The organism is Streptomyces sp. NPDC017936, from assembly GCF_044328485.1.
Taxonomy (GTDB): Bacteria; Actinomycetota; Actinomycetes; order Streptomycetales; family Streptomycetaceae; genus Streptomyces.
Genome location: NZ_JBIRHK010000001.1, coordinates 182822 through 207648, shown reverse-complemented (window position 1 = coordinate 207648; position 24827 = coordinate 182822). Strand labels below are relative to the sequence as shown.

The 24827-nt window shown below is 74.5% G+C and carries 2 protein-coding genes; both read left to right on the top strand.

Going from position 1 to position 24827, the window contains the following annotated elements; translation table 11 throughout:
* On the top strand, window positions 1-348 hold the full coding sequence (locus ACH4F6_RS00865) for a hypothetical protein (RefSeq protein WP_397957651.1): 348 nt from the start codon (window positions 1-3) through the stop codon (window positions 346-348).
* Window positions 349-24813, top strand: coding sequence for a lonely Cys domain-containing protein (locus ACH4F6_RS00860; RefSeq protein ID WP_397957650.1), 24465 nt, complete (start codon window positions 349-351; stop codon window positions 24811-24813).
* Window positions 24814-24827: the final 14 nt, after the last annotated feature.

The window sequence follows — 24827 nt, the reverse complement described above, 5'->3', positions numbered from 1 at the left end:
ATGGCCGGCAACTATTCCGCCGACATCCAGGCGATCCTGCAGGGTTCCCGGCACCTCGCCGACGCCGTCCGCTACGGCGACGAGATGCTGCCCCGCTTCGAGACCGGCTGCGCCGCGTACGCGGGCTGGTGGGGCGAGGAGGGCGGCGACGACGACTTCGCCAACGCGGTCGGGGAGCAGGTCCGGCAGGAACAGCAGCAGGTGGCGGACACGGTCCTGGCCATCACCAGCGGGTTCATGGCGCTGGTCGACGCGGTCGCCGCGGAGGCCGACCACGTGCAGCGGCCGCAGACCCAGGCGGTGGACGACATCGAGGCGCAGGGCTCGGAGAGCGAGAACAGGCGCTGAATGGCCATCATGTTCCCGCCCGGACTGCGGGAGTTCATCGAGGTCTGGGTGGGCGCGAACGTCGCCACCGGCAACGAGGACCTGGGCTTCGCCAGCCGTAACCCCTACAAGCGGCTGGCGGACGACGTCAGGGACCTGTCCGACGCGATGAAGGGAGCGATCTCCACCGCCGGGAACTCGCTCCCGCCGCGGATCGCCGGCGAGTTCGTCGCCGCGATGAAGCTCTTCGTCGACGACAACGGCCACAACCACCTGCAGAAGTTCTCCGACGAACTCCGGGACCTGGGCGCCCGGCAGGTGGACCGCTCCATCAAGCTGTCCGAGGCGAAGTACCAGATCCTGCTCGAGTTCATCCTGATGAACATCGAACTGGCCCTGATCGCCGCGCTGGCCGTCTTCACCGGCGGCACGTCGCTCACCGAGATCGCCATCCAGAAGGCGCGCACCGCGCTCACCATCCTGCTGATCCTCCAGCGACTGGGACGGGCCGTCCCCACGCCGCTGTCGGTGCTGCTGGAGGCGATCCAGGAGGCGTTCGTCTCGTTCGCCTCGCAGCTGATCTCCATGACCGCGCCGGACGACCCGGAGCGCCGGCGCGTCAAGTTCGACTGGAAGGACATCGGCCAGTCGGCGGTCGCCGGTGCCTTCGCGGGACTCTTCGGGGGCGTCTTCGGTGAGGTCGGCGGGAAGTTCATCAACAAGTACTTCAAGAACAACACCTTCTGGAAGGAAGCCTCCGAGCTCCCGTTCAGCTTCGTCAACGAGGGGCAGGCGGAAACCTTCGCCGAGGCCTTCACCAGCCTGATCTTCCTGGGCACGTTCACGCTCAACCCCGGCACGTTCCTGAGCGCCGGCCTCAGCGGCCTGGTCTTCGAAGCGGCTTCCACCGGCGCGGAGTTCGGCGGAAAGTTCGCTTACGACAAGTTCTTCCGGAAGCCCGACTTCGGCCCCGCCGACGTCAACGACCTCCCGGGCGGCCGAAACCGGTACGAGGGCGGGAACGGAAGCACCGACCGGTACGAGGACGAGAACCGGTACGGCAAGACGTACGACGGCGGAAGCGCGTACCAGGACCTCCACGACGACCCGTACAGCGCTCCGTACACGAGCAGCGGCACGTACCGGAACACCCACGACGACACGTACAGCGATGCGTACGACGACTCCGGCTCCTCCGTCGGCGACACCAGTGACACCGCGTCGGTCTTCAGCGACACCAGCGACGTCTCGTCCGTCTCCTCCCTCTCCTCCCTCCCGGACTACGGCACCGGCACCGGAACCGGCACCGGCGCGTACGGGCTCCCGGGGGCGACGGGCGCGGTCAAGCCGTCGTCCTACTCCACCCCCTCCTCGAACGCGTACACGAACGCCCACCGGGACTCCTTCGTGGACGACCCGGACACCGACACCGTCTTCTCCACCCTCACCCCGTCGGTGACCAGGACCCCGGGAACAGACTGGACCGCCGGCCCCGACGACGCCCCGCCGGTCGACAGGCCCGCCACCGTCGGCTCCTCCGTCCCGGAGCCGTCGTCGACCCGGACGGGCGGCAGCGGATTCACGCCGGACGGGACCGAACGGCAGCGGTCGACGGGCGACGACACGACCCGGTCCACCTCCGAGGGGCAGCAGCCGGATCCACCGGCGCCCCTCACGACCCACACCGCGCCCGCCCCGTCGACCACCACGCCCCCGGGCCAGGCCGCGCCGAACGCCACCCCGCAGTCACGGCCCCAGACCACACCGCCCGGCGACCCGGCGGTCACCGCCGAGCCGTCGGACCCGGACACGGACGAGGTCGCCCCGGACGGCGTCCGTTCCCCCGCGCCCGAGGAGTCCGGGCAGTCCCGCCCGTCCCCCGCGGTGCCGAAGGACGGGGCCCGGACCACGTCCGACGTCCCGGAGCCCTACCGGCCCGTGCGCACCGAGTCCGAGGAACCGCCGGCCGCCACCGGTTCCACGGCGGAGCACGCCCGGCCCCTCACCGTCGACGAGACGCCGCTCAGCTCCCGGGCGCCGGACGGCATCCCGACCGGGGAGTCCTCCGCGCCCGGATCCCCGGACTCGGTCGACATGATCATGAACTGGGAGGACGACCAGGACGCGTCCGAGTCGGACGTCGAGCCGGCTCCCACCACCGAGGCGCCGTACGACCGGCTGCTGACGGACGTGTTCGGTCCCGCCATCGCCACGAGCCCCCTCCACCCCGCCCTCCGCGACACCCTCGCGCACCTCGACCAGCTCCGGCAGGCCGTTCCCGCGCTCCGCGGCGGCCCGCTCGACCTGGACGCCGTGACCCGCCAGGTGCTGCTCCTGGACGCCGACCGTCCGGTGACCGACGCGCAGCGCGGCGAACTGTTCCGGGTGGCGATGGCCCCGGAGGTGGAGTCGGCGGGCAGCCTGGCCGCCCTGGCCGCCTTCCACCTGGAACTCCGCGGCGCGCTCTCCTCCACCCAGGCGCTGACCGCAGACGACGGCGGCGTGTGGGGCCGCAACTGGACGAACGCCACGATCCCCGACCTCGACCTCACCGAGGTGGGGAAGGTGGTCCGGCAGCCCGACGGCACCCTGGGCCGCGGCGACGTGCAGCCCGCGCCCTGGCACCGGCCCGGTGAGCCGGAGCCGTACGTCGTCATGGCGGAGGGCGACCACCGGCGGATCGTCGTCCGCGGCTACGACGGCGCCCCGCGCCAGGTGCCGATCGACGTGTTCGCCGAACTGCTGGCCCGCGACCCCCGGCTCGCGGCGCTGCCCCCGGGCACCCCCGTGGTGCTGCTCGTCCCCGACGCCGGCGCCCGCGGCCTGGACCTCCCGCGCCGGGCGGCGGACCGGATCGGCCGGGACGTCTGGTCGGCCAACGGCACCGTGAAGGTCTCCCCGCAGCGCGACCCGTCGCAGCCGCACGTCGTCTCCCTGCTGTTCGGGGACGGGCTGCCGCGCGCCGACTGGATCCGCAGCACCCCCGGCCAGGTGCTCGACCCGGCGGAGCGCGAGAACGCGCCGGAGTGGGAGCGCGAGATGCTGTCGCACAGCGTCGTCGGCGACGGGGGCACGACCATCGGCAGGGGCGTGTTCGAGGACTCCGAGGCCCCGCGCCGGATCGCGGTGCTGAAGCTCGCGACGGAGTCGTCGGAGCTGTGGCACTACAACCCGGTCACCCAGGAGGAGACCAGGGACGACGAGCCGGTCCCGTTCGCCGGCAAGCCGGTGTACGTCTTCAGCGCCCACGCCCGGCCGGGCGCGACCCGGGTGCCGACCACGACGGACCCGAGGCACCACACCCGCGGGCGGGAGACCGGCGGGATGCTCAGGCGGCGTCCGAGCCTGGCGCGGCTCCCCCAGGACCACGCCGTCCTGATGGAGGCGTGCTCGAGTGCCGCGTCGCCGGGTGTGGTCCGCACCCGCAGGGGCATCGACGACACCTTCGTCCCCGACCCGCTGGCGGTCGTCAGCGAGAGCCAGCACGTCGCCAACGAGACCGGGCGCACCACGTACGGCGGCACCCACATGGTCAGCTTCGCGACGCGACCGGACGGGACGTTCGTCCACCGCCTCTACACGGACTCGCGGGGGCGGCGCGGGAAATGGGTGGAGCACCGGCCGGAACCCACCGGCGCGCTGCTCGACGACCGCGCCCGTGCGGCCGGCCTGCACACAGACCCCGAACAGCCGGTCACGGACGCCACCCGCGAACGGGCCCTGCGGCTGGTGCGCGCGCTGCGGCTGGCCTTCGGCGCGGCGATCGAGGACGACAGCCGGTACGGCGATCTCCTCGCCGGGATCGGCGCGCTGGAGACCATGCGGGCGGCCGACCCGGCCCTGCGCGACCTCACCCCGTTCTCCATGGACCTGTTCGAACGCGCCGCCCACGCGGGCCGGCTGGGTGACACCGGCCCCGACGCCTACCGGGGCCTGCTCACCGACGCCGCCGACGCCGTACACCGCCGGCCGGGCACCGCACTCTCCGACTTCGTCACCCTGCCCCATGTCACCGCCGCCGCACAGCGGCTGGGCGGCCTGACGGACCAGGACCTGGACACCGAGGCCGCCCGCGTCCTGAACCTGGACGGCGGACCGGCGGCCGTCGGGGAGCCTGAGCGGGCCCGGCTGTTCTGGGCGACGGTCAAGGCCCTGGAGTGGGAGAGCAGAACCCCCGACCCGGACGCCCTCACCGGCAGGGTCCTGCACCTGGACCGGCCCGACCCGGCCCGGCGGCCCGAACTGCTCGACCTGGTCGCCCGGGCGGCGGCCGTCGGCGTCGACGTGGACAACCCGGTCGAGCTGGGCGCGTTCCACCTGGAGACCCTGGGCGCCCTCGCGCCCCGGACCCAGTTGCTCGACCTCAACGGCGTGCCCACCGGGCGGCGTTGGTCCCCGACCCCGCCGGACGCGCCCACGACTACGGTCACCGACCGTGTCGTCGTCGCCGCCCCGAAACAGGGCGGCGGCTACCAGGCCGTGGGCCAGGAACGCCCGCCGTGGAGCGCCCCCGGCGGATCACCGGCCTACCTGGTGTGGGCGGGCGGAGGCCGGGACCACCTCCTCATGACCCTGCCCGGCGGCTTCCGCGCCCGGGTCCCCTACGACGAGGTCGCCGAGCTGCTGGCCCGCGACCCGGTGCTCAACGCCCGGCCGCAGGACACCACGGACATCGTCCTGGCCGTTCCGAAGGCGGCCCCGGCGGCATCCACCGCACCGACCGGCGGCGGCCCGGACCCCGATCCGCGGGCCGTCGTCAGCGCCGGGACCGGCCGTACCGTATGGGCCTCGCAGGGCAGTGTGAGCCTGGCCCCGGCCGGGCCGTCACGGCCGTACGTCCCCTCCCTCCTGCCCAGCGCGCCAGGGCGTCCCGCGGCGGCCGACTGGGCGGCCGTCCGGCCCGGCGCCGGCGGCACCGGAGTGGACGACGTCACCTTCGCGGACCGTCCCGGGACCGAGGCCCCGTCCGAGCCGCCCGTCGCGCTCGCCGACCTCCTCGATCCCGGACCGGTCGGGGGCCTCGACACCCCGTTGCCGAGCCTGGACGGCCTGCTGGAGGGTTTCGACGCGCCGCTGTCCGACCACCAGGACGACGGCGCGGACGGGGACCGGGGGGCGGAACCGACCCCGGAGGAGATCCGGCACCGGGAACTGCTGGCGGACATCTACGGTCCCGACATCATGTCGAGTCCCCTGTACCCGGACATCCGCGACGGGCTCGCACACCTCGACCGGCTCCGCCGGACCGACCCCCTGCTGGACTCCGGCCCGCTCGACCTGGACGCCGTGGCCCGCCGGGTGCTGCTCCTGGACCCCGCCGATCCGGTGACCGACGTGCAGCGCGCCCGGCTGCTGGGGCTGGCCTCGGCACAGGAGGCGCGGGCGGCGGGCGGTCTGGCCGCCCTCGCCGCGCTCCACCTCCGGCGCCAGGGCGTGTTGTCGCCCACCCACGCCCTGTCCACGGGCCCCGACGGACGCCCCCGCGGCCGCGACTGGACCCGGGGCAAGGACGGGCTCGACGACCTGGACCTCACCCGTACGGGAAGGACCGGTCCCCGGGCCGACGGCGGCCTGTCACGCGACGAGGTGGGGCCCGCGCCCTGGCACCGGCCCGGCGGCCCGGACCCCTACGTCGTGCGGGCGGACGGCGACCGTGACCAGGTCGTCGTACGCGGCCACGACGGCGCCCCGCGCGAGGTGCCCCTCGACGTGTTCGCCGAACTCCTCGCCCTCGATGCCGAGCTGAGCGGGCTCCCGGCGGACGTGCCGGTGCTGCTGCTCGTCTCCGACGCCGGCGGGGGCGGCCTGGAGCTGCCGCGACGGGCGGCGGACCGGACCGGCAGGGACGTCTGGGCGGCCAACGGGGTCGTGGACGTCGCCGAAGGTCCGGACGGCAGCGCCTCCCACCCGTACGTCGTGCCCCTGCGAAGTGCCCGGGGCAGTGACCGCACCGACTGGATCCGCAGCTCTCCCGGCCTGCTGCCCGACCCCGCGGAGTCCGCCCGCGCCCCCTTCTGGGAACAGGACCTGAACTCCCACACCATCGTCACCGACCAGGGACCGATCGGCAGGGCCGTGTTCGAGGACGGCGACCGCGTACGGCTGCTGCGGGGGATCCGGCACGCGGCGACGGCGACCGAGCTCTACCACGTCAACCGGCAGGACGGGACCTGGGTCAAGGACGACGAACCGGTCCCGTTCGCCGGCGAGCCGGTGTACGTCTTCGCCGGGCACGGCTCGCCCGGCGAGACGGCGCTGCCGACCCGGTCGAACCCCCGCCACCGCAAACGGGACCGGGCGGTGGGCGGCATGCTCAGGCGCCGGCCGAGCCTGGCGCGGCTCCCCAAGGACCACGCCATCGTCATGCAGGAGTGCTTCGCCGCGACACCGCCGGGCGTCACCCGCAGGCGCAAGCTGGTCACGGACACGTTCGTCCCCGACCCTTTGACCGACATCAGCCAGAGCCAGCACGCGGCCAACGAGACCGGCCGCACCGTCTACGGCGCCACCCAGGAGGTCGGCTTCAAGTTCGAGAAGGACGGCCGGGTCGGCCACTACATCACCATGGATTCGCGGGGCCGACGCGGGAAGTGGGTGAAGCACCGGCCGGAACCCGACGACGCCGCGCTCGACGACCGCGCCCGCGCGGCCGGCCTGCACACCGACCCGGTGGGATCGGCTCCGGAGGAGGTCCGCGAGCGGACGCTGCGGCTGGTGCGCGCACTGCGGCTGACGTTCGGGGTGGCGATCGAGGACGACGGCCGCTACGGCGAACTCCTCGCGGGCATCGGCGCGCTGGAGTTCCTGCGCGCCGCCGATCCGGTGCTGCGCGACACCGTGCCCTTCTCCATGGACCTGTTCGAGCGCGCGGCCCGCGAGATCCGGGCGACGGAACACGGCGATCCGGACGGCGAGCTGGGACCCGACGCCTATCGGGACCTGCTGGCCAGGGCCGCCGACGCCGTGCGCCGGGACCCCGGCGCCGTGCTCACCGACTTCGTGACCTTGCCGCACGTGACCACCGTGGCCGAAGGACTGGACGGCCTCACGGACGAGGAGGTGAACGAAGAGGCGGCCCGATTCCTGGGGCTGGACCCGGACCAGGTGGTCATCGGGGCGCCCGAGCGGGCCCGGTTCTTCTGGGCGACCGTGAAGACCCTGGAGTGGGAGAGCAGGACCCCCGACCCGGTCGCCCTCACCGGCAGGGTGCTGCACCTGGGCCGGCCCGACCCGGACCGGCTGTCCGACCTCCTGGACCTGGTGGCGCGCGCGGCGGCCGTCGGCGTCGACGTGGACGGCCCGGTCGCGCTGGGCGCGTTCCACCTGGAGACCCTGGGCGCCCTCGCGCCGGACACCCTGCTGCTCGACGGCTCGGGCGCCCCGGCCGGCCGGAGCTGGACGCCGGGCCCACCGGGTGCGGTGGTGGACGTCAGGTCCGCCCTCGTCATGGCGGCGACACCGGACGGCGGCCATCGTCCGCTGCGCCAAGCGAAGATGCCGTGGACCACCGACCCCGCCAAGCCCGCCCCGTTCCTGGTGCGGGGCGAGGCCGGACCGGACCACCTCACCATGGAGCTGCCCGGCGGATTCCGGGCCGCGGTCCCCTACGAGGAGATCGCCGAACTGCTCGCGGTGGACCCGGTGCTGAACGACTTCCCGCGCACGGCCGACATCGTCCTCGCCTCCACGGCCCCGACCCGGACGGACCCGCAGGTCACCGACCGGCGAGCCCTCGTCGGCGCCGGGACCGCCCGCGCCGTGTGGACCTCACCGGGACCCGTGGGCCTGCTCGCCCAGAGCGACCCGTCGCTGCCGCACGTCCTCTCCCTGCTGCCCACGGCGGACGGTCGGCGTCAGCAGGCCGGAGACTGGTCGGCCGTGCGGCCGGCCTCCGCGTCCCCGGCGGACACCCGCCTGTCACCCACCACGGCCTCGACCGGGAAGGAAACCGTCACTCCTCCCGGCCCGCCGCCGGACCCGGCGGCGGCCCTCGTCACGCCGACCACCGAGCCGGACCCGCCGTCTCCCGACGCCCCGCGCCTCGACCCCGCCATGGCGCCCCCGCCGAGGCGCCGCACCCCGGCCCGGTTCCAGGACGGCCGACGGATGCCCGCGTACGTCGACGACCTCCAGTCGCTGCTGCCGTCCACCCTGACCGCCGCCGAGATCGAACAACTCCTCGCCAATCCGGGCACGTTCGGCCAGAGCACGGTCGTCCTGCGCGGCCTGGAAGACGTCCTGGACACCATCGACCGCGAACTGGGACGCAGGCCGGACGCCCGGCCCGCGGACGGCGCACAGCTGCTGGACGACGTCCGGCGGACGCTCCGGGACAAGCCGAAGACGCTGGCGGACGGCGAGGGACGCCCGTTCCCGTACGTCACCGCGGACGGGAAGGCGCGCGTCCTGTGGGTCAGAGCGCGTCACCACGGCAACTGGGCCCCGTTCGACGACGGCATCGGCGACTCGACGAAGATCGACAGCATGCACCGGGCGGCCGCGACCTTCGGGCTGACCAAGAACATGCAGGCCAACTCCCAGTACGGCCTCGGCGGGCCGATCGGCCCGGCGGGCACCGCGGCGTTCGGCGGCTTCGGCCGTCTCGCCCTGCGGTTCGGCTTCATCAACAAGGTCGGCTACACGCTGACCGACCAGCGCATGAACCAGATGGAGACCCGGACGCTGGACAAGTCGCGGGCGTTCCTGGACGACATCCACTACGAGTTCCGCGTCACCGATCCCGCCGGGCGGGTCGTCACGGGGATCGACCCCGAGCCCGGCACCGCCCCCGATCCCGGGACCGACCCGGCCGTGCCCGCCCGGTTCTCCTTCGGCGTCCGCAAGGGCCTCCTGGTCCGCCTGCCCGACAGCGTGACGAAGATCCCGAAACCGGGCCGGATCCCCCGGTCGATCACCCTGGACCGCGACTCCCAGTACCGCTTCGTCCGTATCGAGGGGTTCGGCCCCGTCGCGGCGATCCGCGACTGGGCGGCCCGGCAGATCGGAGTCCTCCCCGGCAGCTCCGCCTACACCGAGCTGGACATCTTCTTCTCCGGCGACAGCTTCCAGCGGCACGGCGGCACGATGGCGCGCGGCCGCGTCACCACCCCGCCGCTGTTCGCCGACGACAGGAAGAAGTCTCCGCTGGGCGTCTTCGTCGTGGAGGAGATGATCCCGCAGACGGCGATCCTCGTCGGCGAGACCGACCAGGCCGAGATGCGGGACATCAACACCTCGACGGTCCGCAGCGAACGGAGCCGGGCCGACGGCAGGAGCCTGCTGCTGCAGGCCGTCGCCGGACCCGCCTTCAACTTCTTCGACCCCGGCACGGCCCCCTTCGACCTGCGGCTCCAGTTCGGGCCGACCGCCCAGTACTCGTACGCGAAGACCTGGTCGGTCGGACTCGGCGCGGCCGGCACCCTCAAGTCGGCCGGACAGGTGAAGGGCCCCAGGACCGCGCTCTACCTGGTCGTGAAGTCGGTGCGGGTGCGGCGGGCCGGTGACAACGCGCCGCCGACGCGCTTCCTCACCTGGAGCCTGGACCGGATGACCAGCTCCGAGGCGCGGCGGCTGGCCGGATGGGACGACGGGACCACACTCGCCCTGCGCAACGGCGCCGCACCACCGTACGCGCCGCCCTACCTGACCGTGGACCGCCCGCGCACCCTGGGCATGCACCGGGTGAAGGAGTTCACCTTCGACGACGGCCTGCGCACCCGGGTCACCCCGGACGCGGCGGACGGCGTCGGCCGCACCCTGCTGGACGCGTTCGCCGACGGCGTGGTCGACGCCGTCTCGAACCTGAACCAGGACCTGGTGGTGCCCCTCGACCAGCTGCTGCCGCCGGACCTGCCGAAGGGCTGGCGCACCCGCTTCGACGACCTGCTCAGGCGCAAGCCCGACCAGGTGCTCCGGGCGGCCCAGAGCCTGCCCGTGCCGCCCCGGTGGACCGATCCCGTCAAGTACCGGATCGCGCTCCAGAACACCCTGCAGATCCTCGGTGTGCTGTCCCAGCAGAGCGTCACCGCGAACCTGGAGGCGCTCACCACGGTCGGCCTGCCGGTCAGGCTCAGGGACCCCGACTCCGTCGGGACGACCTACTACACCCTCCTCGTGCACGGGACGCTGACCGGGCGCCGCTACGAGGGCAAGGACGTCGACGAGGGCATGCGCTTCAGCGCCCAGGGCGTCGACCGGATCGACGGCCAGACGAGCGCGAAACGAGGCGTGGACCTGGGCTTCGAGGGCACGTTCTCGGGCCGCGACAACGACCGCGACGAGGCGGGCCTGCCCCGGAACACGCTCGGGCTGACCCTGGGCGCACGCCAGGGCCGGCAGTGGGAGTCGGAGACCGGCTTCGGCTCGACGGTCACCAACGAGCCGATGTCGGTGACCAACCAGCCCACCCACCTGTACCGCTACGACCTCGCCCTCACCGCGAGCCTGAGCGGCTACTGGCGGCCCCGCGGCCTGATCCGCGGTCTCGGCCTCGGACTGCCGGGACTGCTGGTGCTGGACGAACCGGTCAACGTGCTCTTCGGCCGGACACCGCGGGGCCACCTGCGGGGCGGCGGCCCGATGACCGGACAGGTGCTCATCGGTGTCCCCGTACAGCACGCGCCTGACGCGGACCCGCACGCGGACGGGGCGCTCAACCCCTACCTGTCCGACGAGCCCGCGCCCACCTCCATGACCAGCGAGCGGGCCCTCGCCCTGGCGAAGGGCGACCTCGTCCTGCCCGCCGGCACCGGCGCGCAACAGCCCGCCGGACGGCTCGCCGACCGCGGGACACCGCAGTTCAAGGAGTTCCGGCAGCACCCGTTCGTCATCGTGAACGTGGTGCTGTCGCCCACGCTGGCCGCGGAGGTGGACCGGGTCCTGCGGACGGCGTCGGGCAGCGCCTGGCAGCTGGTGAAGGAGGGCGCCCCCACCCGGGACGCCATCGTCCGCACCTTCACCCCCCAGCAGCTGACGTCGAGCTTCGACCAGAGTTCGGGGCCGCTGGGCCTGGTGGGCAGCGGCCTGCTGGGCAAGGGGCCGTACGGCGAGCTGTGGGGAACCTTCCGGTACACCACGACGGTCGGGAACCTGCGCGCCCTCACCCCGTCGATGTCCATGGACACCGAGATGACGCTCGGCGGCACCCGCCAGGCGGCCGGCAAGACCAGCAACAGCACCGGCTTCGTCTTCGGCGGCCAGCTGGTCTACTCCGTCGCCCGGAATCCGGGGCACGGACTCATGGGCGCGTACGGAATCGTCGCCAACCCCGTCTTGAGAACCGGCACGTACAGTCTCAGCGTCGTACGCACCGTCGTCGCGGACATGAACCGCAAGGGCTTCACCCACCAGGTGCTCGTGGCCGGCGATGTGCAGCACTGGTTCGCGCTGTTCACCAGCCGGCTGGGCACCGGCCGCGTCGGAACGGCCGCGGCGGGCAGCGCCCTCGTGCCGCGTTCCCTCGCCGGAGCCGCGGGGACCGCGCTGACCAGCCCGGGCGGTCTGCTGGGGCATCTGCCGGAGAAGAGCGCCCACCGGATGGGGCTGATCGACGACGGCATGGGCGACGTCCCCCGCTACACGAGCCAGGTCTGGACGCCGCAGCCCTGGATGCGCGGCGCCGCCTTCGGCACGTACGCGGTGAACGCGCTGGACCCCACGGACGTGCTGCTCGCGTTCGACAAGCGGATCGGGAAGCTGGGACTCGACGACGAGAGCCGGGAGCGGATCCGGCAGCTGGTGACGGGCCGCGCCACCCGGGCGCTCAAGGGGGAGATGACGACCACCGGTCCGTCGACCCTGGTCAAGGCCGGCGGCTGGGGCTGGGACAGCATCCGGATCGGCAGCCGGCGGGTGCGGGCACGCGTCGAACTGATCCCCGGGACGCCCGTGTTCGACGGACTCGACCACAGCGCCGAACTGGAGGAGAACCGGCGGGCGATCGAGACCGCCCAGCAGAACTCCGAGTTCTCGGCCGGCGCGGACCTGGGCTTCCTGACCAGCCAGATGGTGTACACCGGCAACTCCCAGGTCCCGGCCGCCGGACCCACGTACACCGAGGGCGGATCCAACCGGAAGACGGTCGCGTCGAGCCACACGGTCACCACCGTCACCATCTACCGGGCGGCGTCCACCGAACCGCACGCGGAGGTCGTCACCCCGTACCGGATGCGCATCACCCTGGAGGCCGACGACACCCCCCACACCGGCGCGCCGGCCGACCCGGACCTGGAGGAGGCGGAGTCCACGGCCCTCGACCGCTTCCGGGGCCGGCTGAGCATCGTCGAGGAGGACGACGTCGGCGAGCTGCGCGAACACGTGCCGCTCAGCCTGATGGAGCCGGCGCCGTCATCCACGGGGACGGACGGGACCGGCACCTCCGGGGCCGGCCGACGGCTGCCCGCGCCCGACCCGGCGGCCGACCCCGCCCTCGCCGGTCCGCCCCGCCCGGTGCCGCTCTCCGGGGTGGAGGGGAAACTGACGGTCCGGGACGGGGACGGCGTCACGCGCCGGTTCACCTTCCCCGAGAACGGCATGCACCCGCGCGGGATCATCGGCATCGAGAACATCCGCATGGCCGGCGACCTCCTCCTCACGAAGGCGTACGACGTCGGCTTCTCCCTCCGGGCCCTGGAGGCCGAGGACGGTCCCGACGACGACGCCCTCACCGACCTCCTGCGCAGAACCAGGGAGACCGGGCTGACCCGCCTGGGCACCGGCTCGGCGCAGGCACTGGAGGACGGCACCAGCTCCACGGCGGTCACGGCGTTCTTCCCGCGCACCACCGAACCGGACGGCTACCAGGTGGCGGGGCTGACCGAGAAGTCCCTCGTGGGCACCGACACCGGACAGCTGTCGCTGCGCTCGGCCCCCGACTTCAGCCGCGCGCTGCTGCTGACGGTCGCCGACGGCAAGAAACTGGAGGTGCTCAGACGGTACGGGGACAACGCGGGCACGTCGTCGTCCGTCGAGCACAGCCAGTCCTCGGGCCTCGGCGGCGGCTTCCTGTACGACTCTCCCGACAACGCGGGCCTCAACCAGATCGGAGCCTTCGGCCCCGGTCCCAACGACCTCGACGGTGACGTCATGCCGGTCGGGGACGACCACCTGACCTCCCGCAACCTCAAGCCCAAGACGGGCCGGTCCTTCCTGTTCGCCGTCCCGGCCACCTGGATCGGCGTCGGCGACGTGCACCGCGGCATCGTGGACTCCAGGCTCGCCAACCGGATCCGGGGCGGGACCTTCGCCAAGGCCCGGTCGGGCCCGCAGGCGATGGAGTCCGAGGCGTACGTCGTCACCTGGATCCGGGAGGACGTCGCCCGCGAACTGCGGGTCATCACCGACACGAACTTCCCCGAGCGCGTCTCGAAGGCGTGGGACGCGGTCGAGAGCGCGAGCAAGGCGTGGGTCGACGCGGACAAGGCCTACTGGAAGAAGCGGCGCGCCTCCGGCGGGCTGCGCGCGGACCTCGACGCCGCGCAGGCCTCCCTCGACAAGGCCGCCGGGATCGCCCGCGCGGCGGCACGCCCGGTCGACCTCGCCCGGACGGGCGTCGAGGACGCGGACAGGGCCCTGACACAGGCCGAGGCCGACGCCCGCCGGGACCACGGCATCGCGGACGCGAACGTGGCCGCCGCGCGGGCCGAGGCCGACGCCTTCGCCGAGGACGAGTACACCGCGCCCGAGCACGACGGCTGGGCGGAGCTCCTGCGGGACGAGCAGGACGCCGCCCTGGCCCGCCTGGCCGACGCGGAAGAGGCCGCCGGGAAACTGCGGAAGGCGGCCGACCTGCGGCTGGAGACCGCGCGCACCGAGAAGGCGTTGGCCGACGGGCGGCTCGACGCGGCCCTGCTGTCCGCGAGGGAGCCCCGCCGGGCCCTCGACGAGGCCACCGCCCGCCGGGACACGGCACGCGACGCCTTCGAGACCCGGCGCGCCGAACTGGACGCGCTCAGGGACACGGCGGAGAAGGCCGCGGCGGAGTACCACCGGGTACGGGCCGGGGCCGACCAGCTCACCCGCTGGCACCGGCTCGCGGCCACCGAGGAGGGCCGCAAGCAGCTGGACGGTCTCGCCGAGCCGCCCGCGGTGACCTACCAGGCGCCGCCCAAGGAGTCCAAGGCCAAGCCCCCGGCCCCGCCGCGCTACACCAGGACCGGTGAGGCACCGGACACCGTCCTCACGTCGCCCACGAGCGAGACGTACACGCTCCACGACGTGCCGGAGGACGGCGACGCCTTCTTCCGCGCGCTCGCCGAGGGCCTCGAACGCGCCGCGCCGGGGCTGCTGGCCGCGCAGGGCATCGACCTCACCGACCCGCGGGCGATGTCCGAGATGCGCCGGAGGACGGTCTCCTGGCTCACCGACCACGCCGACGAGGACCTGCTGGCCGCCGTCGCCCCCGACCACTCCGACGCCTTCAGCGCGGAGGAGATCGCCGCGGCGGGCCTGGACCTCGGGACGGACACCCCCGCCCGCCGTGAGTTCGACGGCCTCGGCGGTCTCATCCCGCACGCCGTCGATCTGAGTCCCGCCGAACGGGCCGAACTGGCGATCGCCCAGCTCCTCCGCCGGGGCGACGCCCCGTCCGAGGCCGGCTGGAACCACGCCGCGGCCGACCTGCTCCCGCTGCTCGCCGCACGCACCTTCGGCGTGCGCGTCACGGTGGTCGGGAGCGACGGCGGCTTCCAGGACTTCGCCCCCGAGGACCCGACGGGCACCGGCGACCTCCAGAAACTCGTCGGCCCGTCCCCCCACTCCGGCGCACACGTGGTCCTGAGCCTCGACGACCGCCACTACCGGCTGGCCCTGCCGACCAACCCGGACCCGAAGCCGGACCCGAAGCCCCCGGCTCCGGAGCCGGCTCCGAAGGCGGAGCCGAAGCCGGAGCCGAAGCCGAAGCCGGAGCCGGAGCCGGCTCCGAAATCGGAGCCGAAGCCGGCTCCGAAGGCGGAGCCGAAGCCGAAGCCGGAGCCGGAGCCGGCTCCGAAATCGGAGCCGAAGCCGGAGCCGAAGCCGGACCCGTCTCAAAAGGACGGCAAGAAGGGCTCCGAGTCGGAGAGCGACAACGGTCGGGCGAGAGGCCGCCGGGTGCCGGTGCCCGGTACGGGGGAGTGCCTTCTGTACTCCTTCATGGCCGGTGACCCCGTGCACGTCCGCAGCCGTCTGGGCGGCCTCGCCGCCACCGACCGCGCCGCGTACGACTGGCTCGGGGACCCCGACGCGGTACGCGCCGAACTGCGTCACCAGACCGAGGTCCGCGCCAGGACCGGCAAGGCCCCGACCAGTCCCTCACAGGCCGCGCTCCGGGCCATGCGGTCCCACCTGGAGGACTACGTGGCCCGCAGCGCGGGTCGGCTGCATCCGCAGATCGTCGGCCAGTTCCGGCAGACGGTCGCCGACGCGTTCGCTGCACGGGTCCGGGGCATGAACCGGGCCGAGAGGCTCGCCCTCCTCGCCCACCACGGCGTCCGACGCGTCCCCGTCCCCGAGGCCCTCGACCCCGCCGAACTGCTGAAGCGGTACGTCGACGCCCGCATGGCGTCGCTCCCCGCCGACCCGGGCGTCTCCCCGCAGGACGCCCGGGCCGTCCTGGAGGCGGAGGCCGAGGACCTGAGCCCGCGCCGGATGTTCGAGCACCTCGATCAGCACGGCCTGCTGCCGACACCCGACGAGCTCGACGACCGCGCACTGGGCCGCCTGCTCGGCACCGCCCACACGCAGAGCACCGCACCGCTGGACGACACGGAACTGTCCGGGCTCCTGGACGCCGTCGTCAACTGGGAGCAGCGCTGGGGGACGCCGGAGGGAGAGATCTTCCTGCCCCTCCTCGCGCACGCGTTCGACCTTCGGGTCGACGTGGTGCGGTCGCTTCCGTCGGGCGCCCGACGGGTCAGCGAGGCCGGGCCCGACAACGCCACGCGGCAGACGGAGGTCTACTACAACGGCGTCGACCACTACGACGGCAGCGACGCCGGAGCCCGCGACCGGTTCGGTGCCCCGGTCCTCCCGAAGCGGATCAAGGACGAGGAACGCGACCAGGACGGCGACGTACGGCTCAACCCCCTGTGGGTGCCGCTGGACGAGGTCGACCCGGACCTGCTGATCACCGGCAACCGGGACGCCGTGTGGCTGTACACGGTGACCGATGACGGGCGGGTGATCCTGGGCACGGAGGACCTGAGCGGGATCGTCACGCCGGAGCAGTTCGACGCGCTGCTGGCGGGGATGCGGGAGAAGGACCCCGACCTGACGGAGGAGTCGCTGCGCCGGACGCTGGACGGGCTGGGCCACACCGGCATCGCCGCCGGTTTCGCCGGCGACGGCGGGGAGGAGGCCGGCCGGACGCTGCCGGGCCGCAGCCGGGTGTCCGGCGAGTTCCGCTGGAGCGAGAAGCTGCGTTCCTGGGTGGTGAACGACAAGTCGGGCCGCTACATGAGCGAGTCGGTCCGGCCGGGTCTGGACGCGGCGGAGGCCGCCGACTGGCTGACCAACGTGGCGGCCCTGTTCAGCGACCGGCTGGGCGTCGTCGTCCGGACCGACCAGGTGAAGACCGCCGCGACCGTCCCCGCACCGCCCCCGGCCCCGCCGAAGGAACCCGCACAGCCCCCGCCGCCCGCACCCCCGCCCCCGCCGTCGGCGCCCACCGCCACTCCGGCCGCCCGTGCTGTTCCGGCCCCCTCGGGAACGCCGGGCACGCCGTCCGGTGACGACACCGGCAAGCTGGACGTCGCGCGCCGGGTCGGCGCCGTGCTGCACGGCCTCGGCCACCCGGTGGTGCTGGCCGGAGCCGCCCGCGGCCGGGTGCAGTTCGGTCAGTCCCGGCCGCTGGGCGCCGTGCAGTTCCAGCTGTCCGCGGCCGCCCCGCCCGCCGCCGACGGGATCCGCGGGGCGCTGGAGCGGGAGATGCCCGGAGCGTCGGTGCGGGTCCGGCCCGTCACGGGCGGCCGGGTGCTCGACCTGTCGGTGAACGGCGTCGACATCACGGTCACGGCGGTGGACCGGCCGGACTCCGGCACGGTCACGGTCGACGGCTTCACCGTGCCGGAACCCGCGGACTCCCTGGCCGACGCCGCCCTCGCCCTGGCCACCGGGACCGATCCGGAACTGCGCGGACGCGACCTCCTCGACCTGCTGTGGGTGCTGCACCGCACTCCCGCCGACGGCCCCCGCACGGTCACGCCGGTCCTCGCGCGCGAGGACGCCTACCGTGCCGCGCGGCCCGCCGGCGCCGCCGACTCCCTCGCCGTACGGCTCAGCGAACTGCTCGACTCCGCCGCCCTGGACCCCGACGCCCTCGCCCGCCACGAGGAGACCTGGCGCGCCCTCGGCGTCACCGACGCCGACCTGCCCGCGCTGCACGCCGAACTGACCGCGCTGGCCGACGGGCTGCGGGTCCGTCCGGAGGTGACCGCGGACCCGGTCCGGACGCTCGCCGCCCGGCTGCCCGGCCTGTCCGCCGCCGACCGCGACGCGGCGCTGGCGTCGCTGCCGCCCGCGGACCGCGAGCGGCTGGCCGCCGACCCCGCGCTCGTGGACGCCCTGCGCGCCGGGCTCGCCCCGGCCGAGTTCGCCTCGGTCGCGGCGCGCCTCATGACACAGGTGCCCGACGGGGTCGAGCAGCCCGTCTCCGCCGGTGACCGGGCCCGCACCCAGATCGCCCGGCTGCTGCAGGACCCCGACGTCGCGGCGCGGCTGCTCAAGGGCGGTTCGCGGGTCGTGGTGGTGCCCAGGAACGAGGCACTGACCTCCCTGGACGCCTTCCGCTTCCTGCGGGGCGCCGTCACCGGCGACGGCCGCCCCTGGGACGACGTCCGCGGTGTCGGCACGCGCACCGCGGCCGTCACCGAGGAGAACCTGCTCGGCGAGCGCACCACCGTCGGCACCGGCAAGTCCGCCTATCCCGACGGCTACTCGACCACCCTGCACGAATTCGCCCACACCATCCACCTGCACGGTCTGGACGCCGTCGACCGGCAGCGCATCACCAACACCTTCCGCACCACCACACGGGCCGGCGAGGCGGGCAACTGGCCTGACGGCCCCCTCCACGGCTACGACGCCGACGGCCGCCGCAGCGCCCCCAACTACAGCAGCCGCAACGAGCTCGAGTTCTTCGCCCAGCTCACCAACGTCTACCTCATGGCCAACGGCGGCAGCGACCCCTACACCGGGCTGCCCCGCAACAACGCCGGCCCGGAGTGGGTGCGCACCCGCCAGCCCGCCCTGTACCCCCTGCTGCGCCGGCTGTACGGCGAGGGCCCCCGGCCCCGCCCCCGTCATCCGCGCAGCGTCGAACCGGCCCGTCCCCGCGGGTCGCGCCCCGCGGACGTCAACCCCGTCGAGGCCACCGACGTGGAGAACGAGGCGCTGGCCCGCGCCCGTGCGCTGTGGGACGTCGCCGAGGGCGACCCGGGTGACGGCGGCGACCCCTACGTGGCCGTCCGCGCCCTGTGGGACGGCGCCACCGGCGCACACGCGCCGCAGCCGCACACCCCCGCGCCGTTGCCGTCGCCGTACCCGGCTCCGGTGCCGGCGGCGCGGTCCGCCGCCGCACCGCCGCCCACCGACAGCGCGGTCCAGCGACGTCTCCAGGAACTGTGGGCACTCGTCGACGCCACCTTCGGCTCCCGGCCGCTCTCGCAGGAGCTGCGCACCGGGCTGTTCAACTCGCTGCGCGTGATCGAGGCGGCGCGCGCCGGACACCGCCGCTTCGGCGCCGGCCTGGACCTCGACGGCGTCACCCGGATGCTGTTGCACCTGGCGCCGGACGAGGAGGTGGACGCGGCCCGGCACTACGACGCCCTCACCCTCGCGAGCAGCGCCCATCGCCGGGGCCGCGCCGGCAGCCTGGACGCCATCGCCGCCTACGGGCTGACCCGGCAGGGTTACCCGCAGCAGTCCGCGCTCAGCGGGGCCGACGGCGCGCCGTACGGCAGGAACTGGACCGGGCGTCCCGGTATCCACCTGCACATGGACGTGGTCGCCGGTCCCCGGGGCGTTCCCCCGTCGCCCTGGGGGCCCCACGCCTACGCGGTGGTGGCCGAACGGAACGCCGAGGGAAGGGTGCTGGTGGGCGGAAGCCCGGTGTCGGACGAGGAGTTCGCCGAACTGGTGCTGCACGACCCGGAGCGGCGGCCGGACGTGCCCGTGGTGGTCCTGATCGGGGAGCAGGACGGCCGCAACGAGGTCCTCGCACGGGCGATCGCCGACCGCACCGGCACCCGCGCCTGGTTCACCTACGGCGACCTGCGCCTCGAAACGGCTCCGACCGGCCGCCGGGTGCCGTTCCTGACCGCGCCGACCCCAGGGAGCGATCCGGCCGGCACCTGGGTCCCCGCCGACCCGGAACTGGTCCCGGACGACCCGGAGGCCACCGTCAGGGCCTCGGACGGCACCCTCTTCCCCGACTCCGACATCCACTCGTACCCGCTGGTCACGGTCGACGGGCAGGCACTGACCGGGCGGGCGTTCCTCGACGCGCACGACATGGCGCTGCGGGAGGAGGCCCTGCGGGTGGTGTCCGCCATCCAGCACTACGTCAACGTCATGGAAGGGCTGCCCGGTGTGTACGCCGGGCGGCAGAGCGGCCTGCTGCCCCTGCCGCGGGGCCTGGCCGGCTCCTACATCGCCGTCGGCCACGGCGACAGCGGACGCACCACCCTGCCCCGCCGCAGCACCGGCGCCAACCAGGCCGTCCACCCCCGGCAGCTGGGCCGGGTGCTGGCGCGGCGCAGGAGCATGCGGGCGCTGCCTCCCGAGGCGCCGGTGTGGCTGCTGCTCTGCGAGCTGTCCATGACGCGCGCCGACCAGGACCTGCTCGCCCATCCCTCCTCCGCCCAGTACGTCGCCAACGAGACCCGTCGCACCGTCTTCACCGTGGACCGGCAGATCTCACCGAGCGAGGCCGAGGACGGCCTGCCGCCGCACCTGGTCGTGTACGACGACCCCGACAACCCCGAGGGCCACGTCGAGGAGTTCCGTCCCGAGCCCGGGACCGCCGCCCTCGACGCGCTCGCCGACCTGGGCGGGCTCCCCGACGACCTGCCGGGACGCGCCGACCGCGCCCTGCACTGGGTGCGGGCCCTGCGCCAGACCCACGGCGTGCGCATCGACTCCGACCCGGCCCGCGAGGAGGAGTTCCACGAGCTGATCGAGGGCTTCGGCGCCTTCGAGAAGCTGCGGTTCCAGGCGGCCGGCAACGCCGACCCCGGCCTGCTCACCTGGGGCGGGCTCCGGCACACCGTCGGCCGGTACGCCGCACGGCAGGGCTGGGACCGGTCGCTGACCGCCGGCTCCCTGGCACACCTGCTGCGCGCCGCGCACGCCGGCCGGCTGCAGCCCTCCGACGCCGCGGAACCCACCGCCGCCGCCGCGCCGCCGGCCTCCACCGGCACCCTGGCACCGGCGGACACGGCGCCGCGGCCGACCGGTCGGGAGGCGCTGTCGGACCCCGCCCCCGACCCCGACTCCGACGCCGACGTCGACGAGGCCGGGAGCGTGACGGCGGCGGACGACGACGGACCCGCCGAGCCCACCCCGGTGCCGCCCCCGCCCGGGGCCCGGGTCGCCTTCGAGCACCGCCACCGGGACATCACCGATCCGGTCCAGCGCCGCCGACTCGCCGACCTGGCCGAGCAGATCGTGGTGTCCGGCCTGCGGGACCTCAGGGCGGGCCTCCGGATCCCCCGGATCACGGTCACCGGTTACAGCAACGGCCCCCGCTTCGCGCTGTCGGGCGCCGCCGTCGAGCACGCCGGGACGGTCGGCCGGCAGCGGGCGGAGGGCGTGCGCGACCTCCTCCTCGAGGAGATCCGGCGTCAGCTGGAGCTCCACGAGCGGGCCGTGCGCGACGTGGCGGAGGTACGGGGCGGCACGGTCCGGGCCGAGGACTTCCCGATCACCACGGAGAGCGGCGGCCGGGACATCGGCGCCGTCGGACCGTTCGACGGGGTCACCGGGCGGGCCGCACGGCGACAGGCGGTCGTCACGGTCGACCGTTCCCCCCTGTCGGCGGCCGTCGCCCGGCTGGCGGAACTGAGCCCGGAGGACTTCGGCCCGGAGGACTACTTCGCCGGCCCGGACCGGCTCGCCAGGAACCTCCTGCACCTCGACGACAACCCCGGGGACGACCCCGACTCGGACGACGACTCGGACAGCGACTCCGGCGGTGAGTCAGGCAGCGACGCGGACGGCGGGTCCGCGCACTCCGCTCCCGCACCGGTGCGCTTCGACGCCGACGACCTGTCGAACCGGGTGCGCCGGCTGTACGAGCTGGTGGACGAGGCGATGACGGCCGGCCGGGCGACCAGCCCGGCGGCGCTGACCGCCTACCACCTGGGCAAGCAGGGCCTGCTGTCCGACGCCACCCGCCTGACCGCACCGGACGGCACCCCGCTGGGCCGGAACTGGACGGGCCGGCCCGGCCAGGACGTGGACGTCTCCTCGTACGACGTGGTGGACGGCGACGACCGGGACCCCCGGCCGCCGCTGTGGGCCCGCCGGCCCGGTGCCCCCCTCCCGTACGTGATCGGGACGAAGGACGGCGACCACACCAAGGTCGGGCTGTCCCTGCCGGACGGCGGCAGGCGGTGGCGGCTGTCGCCGGAGGAGTTCGCCGAACTCCTCGCGCTGGACGAGGAGCTGGCGGGCCGCGAGGACGCCGCCGAGGTGGTGCTCGTCTCGCCGAACGCCGGCGCCATGGGGCTGGACCTGCCGCGCAGGGCCGCGGCCCGGGCCCGCAGGACGCTGTGGTCGCACAGCGGCGAGGTCGCCCTCAAGCCGGACCCCGGCACCGGCCGGCACCGCATCGAGGTGACCGACGACCGGGCCCTCGGCGACGAGCCGACGGACGAGCCGCTGGGCGAGCCGATGGGGGAGTGGATCGCCAGCGACCCGGACGACCTGGGCCCGGACGAGGGACGGCCGGAGTCCGGCGCGGGCGTCCTGCACACGATCGACGGGAGGACCCTCCGGGACGCGGACGTCAAGTCGGTCACCCTCACCGACGAGGGCCGGCCCGTCGGCCGCGCGGTGGTCAACGGTGCCGACCTGCTCCGGCGCGAGCCGTGGCTCCAGGCACTGACCCGGTCGACGGAGTGGTCCGTCTACGACCCGGTCACCGGCGAGCCGGTCGGAGCGCCCCGGCCGGTGCCGTGGAAGGGCCGCAAGCCCTACTTCTTCCTCGTGCACGGCCTGCCGGGCCAGACCCTCATGGTCGAGCACATGCTCCAGAACGACGTCCCGGTCCGGGGCACGGAAACCGGCGGCTACCTCCGGCGGCGCCGCAGCGTGACGCGGCTGGACCGGGACACCCCCCTCGTGTTCCTGTCCTGCTGGGGGAGCGGACCGGAGGGGTACACCGCCGCCGCCCTGAAGCGGAGCCGCCCGTTCGTCCCCGACCCGCTCGCCGTCTCGTCGGCGGCCCAGGACGTCTCCAACGTGACGGGGCGCGAGGTCTACGCCCCGACCCGGGAGCACTGGAGCCGCTACGCGAACGGCAAGCTGTACGACCACGGCATCCCCACCACGCCGGCGAACGACCCGGTGGACATGGTGAAGGTGCGCCCCGAACCCACCCCGGACGAACTCGACGCCCTGGCCGCGCGGGCCGGCCTGGAGACGTCCCCGGACTTCACCCCCGCCATGGCCCGGGACACGGCGCTGCGCCTGGTCCGCGCCCTGCGGGTGACGTTCGGCGTCGACGTGGAGGACGACAGGGACGTCCCGCCCGGCACGTACCACCGGCTGCTGCGCGGCATCGGCGCCCTGGAGGTCATGCGTCGCGGGGACGGGAACCTGCGGGAGCACGGCGAGCTGACGCTCGACCTGCTCGACCGGGTCACCCGCGCGCACCACGGCCTGACGACCGCCCCCGGCGCCCGCCCCGCGCCGCCGGACCCGGCCGACGTACGGACGATGCTCGAAGCCGCGTCGGCGCGCCTGTCCACCGGCCCCGGGTCCGCGCTGTCCGGCTTCGTCCGCCTGCCCTCCGTGGACCGGGCCCGCGAACTGATCGCCCGGCACGGTCCGGACCAGTGGGCCCGCGCGGTGCTGGGCCTGCGCACGTCGGCGCACGTCACCGCGGCCCACCGGCAGAACGCGCTGTGGGCCACCGTCAAGGCCGTGGAGAGCGTGGAGAACCATCCCGATCCCGACGCCCTGACGACGAAGGCGCTCCACCTGGGCACCGGCACGGATCCGCGGGACGAGGCCCTGCGGGCGGACCTGCTGCGGATGGCGGCCACGGCGGCGGCCCTCGGCCGCGACACTTACGACCCCACCGCACTCGCCGCGTACGACCTCGAACGCAACGGCGCGCTGGACGACCGCACCCTCATCACCTCCGTGAACGGCACGAGCACCGGCCGCAGGTGGACGGGGAAGCCCGCCCCGAGCCGCCTGTGGGCGGACCGCTACGTGATCTCGCCCGACGGCGGCCTGAACAACAGCCGCGGGGCCCTGGCGCCCTGGCACCGGAAGGGCGCCGGAAAGAGCGACCACCCCGGTGGATACGTACTGGACATGAGCGGCACCACCCCGGGACGGGTCGACATGCCCTGGCCGGACGGCACCACCCGCCCGGTGCCCTACGACGAGATCGCCGAACTGCTCTCCCACGACCCCGTCCTGGCGCGGCTGGACCGCGACGTCACGGTCGTCCCCGTCGGGGTCGGGGCGGGGGACACCGACCTGGCCGAGGCGGTCGCCGCCCGGACGGGGGCCGCCCGGACGGTGTGGCTGCCGACGCGGCCCCTCCGGCTCCTCGACCGGCGGCCGGCGGTGAACGAGAGCCTCCTGGTGCTGACCGCGCCCCAGGACGACACGGGAGCGCACTGGTCGCGGACCCGTCCGCCCGCGTTGGCGGACCGGCCTGCCGAACCCGCCCCCGACGTCATCACGGCCGGCGACGGCACCCCGCTCGCGGCGCCGCCGTCCGAGGACGCCCGGCGCCGGTGGATCACCCGTCAGGTGACGACGGAGGACCTGCCCGCCGACCCGCCGGGGTTCACCGGCGCCGACGTCGTCACCCTGGCCGAACTGAGGGACGCGGGCGTCGGGATCACCCCCGGAATGGACGTCGAGGCGCAACTCGGCGGCGGCGTGCGGGGCAGCGGACTGGCACCGCTCGACCGGGTACGGCTGCTGCTGGCCCGCCCCGGCCCGTGGCCGGACGCCCTCGACGCCGTCGTGGCCGCCGCGTCGCGCCGCATCTGGCGGTCGGCCTTCACGGACTTCGAGAGCACGACCGCGCACACGGACGCCGTCCGGGCCTGGGACGCGGCCCTCGGGATGCTCCTGCCGGGCGACCCGGACTCCGTGCTCGCGGACTGGCGGTACGCCGGGGAGGCGTACCGCGACGCGGTGCGCCGGCTCGCCGGCCTGCTGGCGGCGGAAGGGACGGACCCCCGGACGGTCACGCGCCTCGCCGCCCGCTTCCGGGAGATTCTCGGACTGCCACCCCTCGGGAAAGTGAATACGGGTGAATGAGATGAGTGAGCGGA